This is a genomic window from Stenotrophomonas sp. Ste96, assembly GCF_024519495.1.
Classification (GTDB): Bacteria; Pseudomonadota; Gammaproteobacteria; order Xanthomonadales; family Xanthomonadaceae; genus Stenotrophomonas; species Stenotrophomonas bentonitica_A.
Genome location: NZ_JALJRX010000017.1, coordinates 1 through 5,779, shown reverse-complemented (window position 1 = coordinate 5,779; position 5,779 = coordinate 1). Strand labels below are relative to the sequence as shown.

The window sequence follows — 5,779 nt, the reverse complement described above, 5'->3', positions numbered from 1 at the left end:
GCCGCGAATTTCACCCACAAGTACGTGATGCGCGGCCAAGTACTCGATGTCCAGGAGAACACGCTGGTCGTTTGCATCGGGAAAGAGGACGGCGCCCAGGTGGGCCAGGTACTCAATGTTGTCCGCCACACGCGCGGCCCTCACAGGCACAAGTCAACCTCGCCTACTTTCGTGCGCACGGACATTGGAAAGGTCCGCATCACTTCGATCATTGATGATCACTATGCCAACGCAGTCGTGGTGGACGGCAATGTAGAAATAAACGATAGCGTCGAACTCCTGCGCGACTGACTCACTGCCGGGTATCGGCTTAGCCGCCGCTCCGATACCCGGCCTGATTCCAAGAGACACTCCGCGCACTGGCTTTTGGTGAATTAAAATGGGTATCCGGAATCTGGTGTGGGTTCTGGCTCCTTGGGTCTTTGTAGCTATCACTTTCAAAGAATGGATTTTGGTGTTGGACGGCTGAGCGGATGTGCTAGAGTAAAAGTCGGATTTCAGTGTGGGTTCGCCCAAGGTGCTGAGTGACGGACTTTCTCCAGCTGCGAAGCCTGAAGACGCTTGAAATCCTGACCAGCGAGGACAGTTACGTCGTCAAGGCCGAAGGCGTCAATCAGTGGGTGACCTGCCCGCTGTGCAAGACCGGACGCCTGCATGGTCACGGCTCACAGGAACAGTCGTTTCAGGACACACCGACGCACGGCAAACCCGTCGTGATCTTCATCCAGCGCCGTCGCTATCGCTGTACAAGCTGCACCAAGACCTTGTTTGAGCCTGTGGCGGACCTTGATGGAAAACGCCAAGCCACGGCGCGTCTGGTGCGTTATATCCGCGACCAGTCCTTCTCCAAGACCTTTGCGGCCCTTGCCCGGGAAGTAGCCGTGGACGAAAAGACGGTCCGCCACGTCTTCGACGATTTCATCGAGGAGGTCGAGGCCAAGACCCAGTTCCGGACGCCGCGGGTGCTGGGTATCGACGAGCTCAAGATCATCGGCCAGTACCGGGCCATGATCACCAACGTCGAGCGCAAGACCGTGTTCGATATCCGCCCCAGCCGGGCCAAAGCCGAGTTGATGCCCTATTTCCGCGACCTGCGGGACAAGGACTCGGTCGAGTGGGTGGCGATGGACATGTACCACGTTTATCGGCAGGTGGTGCGCGCCACGCTGCCACAGGCCCGGATCGTGGTCGATCGATTCCATATCCAGCGCATGGCGAACGACGCGCTGGAGAAGCTGCGCAAGCGCATTCGCAAGGATTTGTCCACCCGGCAGCGCCTCAAACTCAAGGACGAGCGGTTCCTGCTGCTCAAGCGGCAGCACGACCTGACAGGGAGAGATATGGACCGGATGCGGGAATGGTTCCAACAGTTCCCGCTCCTAAGCGAAGCCCACGCGCTCAAGGAAGGATTTCTGTCGATCTGGGATCAGAAGACCCGCCCAGCAGCAGAAGCCGCCTGCGCGAAGTGGCAGGCCAATATTCCGACCGAATTGGCGGCCACGTTCAAGGACCTGACCACCGCCGTGCACAACTGGCACGACGAAATCTTCGCCTACTTCGAGCAGCCGATTACCAATGCCTATACTGAGTCAGTCAACCGAGTGGCCAAAGACATGAACCGCATGGGCAGGGGTTACAGCTTCGAGGTGCTTCGGGCGCGCATGCTCTACGACAAGAAGGCGCGCAAGGATGGCTCGGTTATCGAAACCGTGTTGGTCGATGACGACGACCCAATGACCACGGACTTCGTGTTCCAGCGGATGACCACGGCGGCAACGCGCAAGAAGAAGATCACGCGCGTGGTCGAGTACGGCCCCTATCTCCCGACGCTGGCGCGGCTACTCGAAGAGGGGTATTTCGAATAGTCCTCAGCCCATTGTGCAAGAGGCGGCGCTTCAGCCTGAATTTGTGATTCAGCCGATGAAGCATAGGTAAGAGGCCCAGCCACTACCCCGCGCAACAGGACAGTTGCTTTACGTCCTTGGTGAAGGTTTGTGCCGCGAGTTTCAGCCCCTCGACCATCGTCAGGTAGGGGAATAACTGGTCGGCCAACTCTCGCACCGTCATGCGGTTGCGAATCGCCAGTACTGCGGTTTGGATCAGCTCGCCTGCTTCCGGGGCTACCGCTTGCACGCCGATCAGTCGTCCCGAACCGGCCTCCGAAACCAGCTTGATGAAACCGCGCGTGTCGAAGTTGACCAGCGCCCGGGGCACGTTGTCGAGCGTCAGCGTGCGGCTGTCGGTCTCGATACCGTCGTGGTGCGCTTCGGCTTCGCTGTAGCCCACGGTGGCGACCTGCGGGTCGGTGAACACCACCGCCGGCATCGCCGTCAGATCCAGCGTCGCGTTGCCACCCGTCATGTTGATTGCAGCGCGGGTGCCGGCCGCCGCCGCGACGTAGACGAACTGCGGCTGGTCAGTGCAGTCGCCGGCGGCATAGATGTGCGGCACGGTAGTGCGCATCGCGTGGTCGATGGTGATGGCGCCTTGCGCATTGACCACCACACCGGCCGCGTCGAGGTTGAGCGTGCGGGTGTTTGGGGTGCGGCCGGTGGCGAACAACAGCCGGTCGGCATGCAGTTCGCCGCGTTCGGTGGTGAGCACGAATTCCCCATCCTCATAGGCGACCTGGCTGGCCTGGGTGTGGTCCAGCACTTCGATGCCTTCGGCGCGGAACACGGCCGTGATGGCCTCGCCAATGGCGGGGTCTTCGCGAAAGAACAGTGTGCTGCGCGCCAGCATGGTCACCTTGCTGCCCAGCCGGGCAAAGGCCTGCGCGAGTTCGACGGCCACCACCGACGAGCCGATCACGGCCAGCCGATCGGGGATCGTGTCGCTGGCCAGCGCTTCGGTCGACGTCCAGAAGGGCGTGTCTTTCAAGCCCGGGATCGGTGGAATCGCCGGACTGGCCCCGGTGGCGATGAGGCAGCGGTCGAAACTCACCTCGCGCATCCCGTCGTCAGCGGTTGCCACGGTCAGCGTGTGCGCATCCTTGAATCGGGCATCGCCGCGCAGCACGGTGATGGTCGGGGTGCTCGTCAGGATGCCTTCGTACTTGGCGTGGCGCAGTTCATCGACGCGCCCCTGCTGCTGAGCCAGCAAGCGCTTACGCAGAATCTTCGGCGAGGCGGCGGCAATGCCGTCATCGAACGGACTCTCGCGACGCAGATGCGCAATGTGGGCAGCGCGGATCATGATCTTGGACGGCACACATCCGACGTTGACGCAGGTGCCGCCGAGAGTGCTGCGCTCGATCAGCGTCACACGCGCCCCTTGCTCGACGGCCTTCAACGCCGCCGCCATCGCCGCGCCGCCGCTGCCGATCACGGCCACGTGCAGTGCAGCCTCATCGTCCTCGCGCTTTGGTTCGCCGCCCAGCCGCTCTTGTGCATTGTTCAGCAGGTCGCTGGGTTGCCCCGGCGCATCGGCAAGCTGCGCTCGGTAACCGAGTGCGGATACCGCCGCGACCAGCGAGGTCACGTCCGCGGCGGTACCTACGCTGGCCTCAATCTCGGCCCGGCGCTGTGGGTAGGACACTGAGGCCGAACGCACGCCGGGCACCTTTTCCAAGGTCTGCTTGACGTGCTCGGCGCACGACCCGCAGGTCATGCCATCGATGTGCAGCGTGATCGCCTCGGTCATGAGCGTGCGCTCAGTTCTTGACGGTAGACGGGTAGCCGGCGTTCTCGGTGGCTTTGGTCAACGCGGCCGGAGTGGTCTTGGCATCGTCGTAGGTTACCACCGCCTCCTTGGGCTCCCAGGTCACCTTGGCCTCGATGACGCCTTCGACCTTGGTCAGCGCCTTCTTGACCGTGATCGGACAGGTGGCGCAGGTCATGCTCGGCACCGACAGCGTGACGGTTTTGGTGGCGGCCCAGGCGGGAGCGCTGAGGGCAACGGTCAGAGCGAGCAATGCGACGAGTTTCTTCATGGCAATCTCCTTTCAGTAGAACAGGGGCATGAGGTAGGGGAACACGAGCGCGATCAGCACCAGGGCGGTGACGATCCAGAAGATCACCTTGTAGGCCGTCCGCACCTGGGGCACGGCGCATGCGTCGTCCGGCGCGCAGGCGCGAGCCGGCCGGAAGATGCGACGCCACGCGAAGAACAGCGCCACGAGCGCCACGCCAATGAAGATCGGCCGGTACGGTTCCAGCGCGGTCAAGTTGCCGATCCAGGCGCCGGAGAAACCCAGCGTGATCAGCACCAGCGGACCGAGGCAGCAGGTCGAGGCGAGGATGGCGGCGAGGCCACCGGCGGCCAGTGCACCGCGGCCGTTGCTGGGGTCTGCCATGTGAGGGATCTCCTTCCGAGACGTTGCGTGATGCGCTAAGGTTACTTCCGTAGTCAAGTACGGAGTCAAGCGCGATGGTGAACGATCCGCAAACACTGACCATCGGGGCTTTCGCCAAGGCCGCTGGGGTCAACGTGGAGACCATCCGGTTCTATCAGCGCAAGGGGTTATTGCCAGAACCAGGTCGGCCCGTCGGCAGTATTCGCCGCTACGGATCGGCGGACGTGGCGCGGGTGCGTTTCGTGAAATCCGCCCAGCGGCTGGGGTTCAACCTGGACGAAGTCGGCCAACTCCTACAGCTTGAGGACGGCACTCACTGCAGCGAAGCCGCCGAGCTGGCTGCGCTCCAGCTCACCGACGTGCGCACCAAGATGGCGGACCTGACGCGAATCGAAGCGGTGCTGTCACGGTTGGTCAACGAGTGCCATGCGCAGCGAGGCACTGTGTCGTGCCCGCTGATCGATTCTCTGCACGGGAGCTAGGCGCGTGGCTTAACCCGGTTTTCCGTTCCACTGCGCCTCAAACCCCAGTTCGAGCCGGGGGCAAGGTGACCTGCCACTGATTGTTTCCTTGCACCGACATGCGCCAGACAAAGCCCACACTGAAGGCTAAAAGCGCGTAAGCCTTGCGATACCAGAAACCTACCGAACGAGAGCTGTCAGACAAGAAGGGCTAGTGCGGTCTTCCCACACTAAAATCCGGATACCCATTAAAATGTCGCCATCGCGTGGCTGTGTCGCGTGAATGAATGGTTGCTCATTGGGATCGCAGCGTCGACGAGGGACAAACACCGCTTGAGACCCGGGATCATGCAATCACGGCTGGCGTGGTCAGCACAGCTGCGAATCCGCCGCCTGGCGTGCGCATGTTCGTGGTCTGGCCTTGGTACAGCCTAGCTGCGAACAACAGCACACCGGCCTCGGTCGCGAAGCAGCGCACATCGGCCTTGAGGGACTGGCCCCCATGCACGATCCGAATGCTCGGTGGCGCGAAGGCCTGTGCGATATAGGTGGCGGACGTCATCGACTCCCACGTCCGCCGGGTGAGCTTGTCGCCTCGATAGCTCCCGCGGCTGCCGAACCCTGCTGCAGGCTTGAAAAAGTAGTTGTTGCGCGCTGCCCACAATGCATCCCGGTTCCCGGGGACCACTTCGACCGTGGGCGGAATCACCTGGGCCAGCAAGGCCGCCGAAGACGCATCCACCCCAAAGCCGCCGAGCACCGCCGGATCCCCGAGCACCGCAAGGTTGCGCTTGTCGGCGAACAGCGCGTGCGCACGCGGATGTGGGGTCATCGTGACGTCTCCTGCCAGGTACGCCTGCCGAAGGGCGGTATGCGAGGCTTCTTCAAGTGCGAAATCGGTCAAGCGGTTGTAGACCATGTCGATCCGGCCGTGGGCATCTGCAAGCCCGTCCGGACCAAGCCATAGTTCGTTGGGTGCGCGTATCACGCAGTCCACGCCGTGCTCCCGGAACGCGTCCGCGTA

Annotated in this window: 6 protein-coding genes and 1 pseudogene; 3 read left to right on the top strand and 4 right to left on the bottom strand. The window is 62.5% G+C overall.

What is annotated here, in order from left to right; translation table 11 throughout:
• Both OC373_RS18450 and OC373_RS18445 read left to right on the top strand, forming a co-directional pair.
• Positions 1–291 (top strand): hypothetical protein (locus OC373_RS18450; protein ID WP_261998249.1); only part of this gene is annotated, 291 nt, incomplete at its 5' end.
• Positions 292–524: 233 nt separating this feature from the next.
• Positions 525–1,865 carry an ISL3-like element ISStma11 family transposase gene (locus OC373_RS18445; protein ID WP_019183731.1) on the top strand — a complete coding sequence of 447 codons (1,341 nt, stop codon included), beginning with the start codon at positions 525–527 and terminating at the stop codon, positions 1,863–1,865.
• Positions 1,866–1,947: 82 nt separating this feature from the next.
• On the opposite strand, the gene merA is transcribed toward OC373_RS18445, so the two are convergent.
• The 3 genes from merA to merT are packed head-to-tail and all read right to left on the bottom strand — an operon-like array spanning position 1,948 to position 4,294.
• A complete protein-coding gene (merA, locus tag OC373_RS18440) occupies positions 1,948–3,642 on the bottom strand; it encodes a mercury(II) reductase (protein ID WP_012480191.1) in 1,695 nt (564 codons plus the stop codon).
• A 10-nt stretch (positions 3,643–3,652) separates the two neighbouring features.
• The gene (gene merP / locus OC373_RS18435) at positions 3,653–3,931 is read right to left on the bottom strand and encodes a mercury resistance system periplasmic binding protein MerP (RefSeq protein WP_053506977.1); all 279 of its coding nucleotides are present in this window, start codon (positions 3,929–3,931) and stop codon (positions 3,653–3,655) included.
• Between the two features lie 12 nt (positions 3,932–3,943).
• Positions 3,944–4,294, bottom strand: coding sequence for a mercuric ion transporter MerT (gene merT / locus OC373_RS18430; protein WP_019183730.1), 351 nt, complete (start codon positions 4,292–4,294; stop codon positions 3,944–3,946).
• A gap of 74 nt (positions 4,295–4,368) precedes the next feature.
• Here merT and merR point away from each other — a divergent pair, with 74 nt between their 5' ends.
• Entirely contained in the window at positions 4,369–4,776 is a 408-nt protein-coding gene (gene merR, locus OC373_RS18425; RefSeq protein ID WP_012480188.1) for an Hg(II)-responsive transcriptional regulator, read from the top strand.
• 325 nt (positions 4,777–5,101) lie between these two features.
• On the opposite strand, the pseudogene OC373_RS18420 reads toward merR, so the two are convergent.
• Positions 5,102–5,779: pseudogene (locus tag OC373_RS18420) on the bottom strand (hypothetical protein); the annotation flags it as partial.